At 54.5% G+C, this 1,313-nt stretch carries 1 pseudogene; it reads right to left on the bottom strand.

Annotated elements, in window-relative coordinates:
* Positions 1-1,217 (bottom strand): annotated as a pseudogene (locus B5G12_RS14160) (helicase-related protein); the annotation flags it as partial.
* Positions 1,218-1,313: the final 96 nt, after the last annotated feature.

Raw genomic sequence — 1,313 nt, 5'->3', positions numbered from 1 at the left:
GTCTCGGCGGTGGGCATTTCCTTGCAGGCCAGAAGCAGCCGCTCGCCTGCGGCCAGCTTGTCCTCAAAGTGCATCCCTTTCACGGTCATGCCGCAGAAACCGTCCTTCACCTGGGGGTTCGATTCAACTACTTTTGCATCCTGTTGCAGGGCGGCGATCTCCGTTTTCTGACACTGGATGCTGGCCGGAAACTCTTTGAGCAGCTTATCCTCCAGCCGGTACTTCTGGCTCTGGTGGTCGGCTTTGAGAACTTTCAGCTTTGCTACCTCCACATCCAGATTCATCTTTTCCTTGATGAGCGGATTGCCGGCGCACAGCGCCTTGACCTCGGCGTAGCTGAGGACCTGCTCGTCCACGTCCTCACAAGAACGGACCGGCGATTTCGAGGTCATGATCTGTCCGATGAAGCGCTGTTTATTCTCAAGGGTCTGAAACAAGTACGCATCGAATGTCCCCTCGGTGACGTAGTTGTAGATCTGAACCGTCTTATTCCGGTTGCCCTGTCGGATGATGCGGCCGTTGCGCTGGGTCATGTCAGAGGGTTTCCAGCCCACATCCAGATGATGAACGGCAACAAGACGGTCCTGCACGTTGGTGCCCGCCCCCATTTTTGCCGTACTGCCAAGCAAAATGCGCACCTGTCCGGTGCGCACTTTGGAAAACAGTTCTTTCTTTTTGGCCTCGGTGTCGGCGGTGTGAATGAAGGCCACCTCACTTTCCGGCACGCCCGCTGCCAGCAATTTTTTCTTCACATCATCGTAGACGTTGAACTGCCCGTCGCCCTTGGGAGTGGACAAATCACAGAACAAGAGCTGGGTCAGTCTATCCGCTTTGCCTTCTTCCCAAATGCGCAGGACATTTCGGACGCAAACGTTAAGCTTGCTGTTTGGGTCATCGGGCAAAAGAGGGTTCATGAGGCGCTGGTCGAGGCCAATCTTGCGGCCGTCGTTCGTCACACACAACATATTGTCCTCGGAAGCATCCACCATCCCGGCGTTGATCTTGCCCGCCCGCTCGGAAAGGGACTGCACCATTTCCTTTTGAATTTCGGATGGCTTGACCAGCACTGTCTCAAACTTCGCCTCCGGCACCGGCAGATGGAGCTGGTCACTGGTCTTAATGTCCGCTACCTCTTTGAACATAGTCATGAGTTCCGGCAGGTTGAAGAATTTCGCAAAGCGGGTCCGCGCCCGGTAGCCGGTGCCCTCGGGAAGCAAGTTGTCAAGAGGTTTTTCGCATTTTTTCTAAATGATCCAAATTAGAGTGTCTGGCTTCGTTGAGAATGTCCTGAACACAGGCTTCACGAATTGCAG

This window comes from Faecalibacterium sp. An58, assembly GCF_002161515.1.
GTDB classification, from domain to species: domain Bacteria; phylum Bacillota; class Clostridia; order Oscillospirales; family Ruminococcaceae; genus Faecalibacterium; species Faecalibacterium avium.
This window is presented reverse-complemented; position numbering and strand designations above follow the sequence as displayed.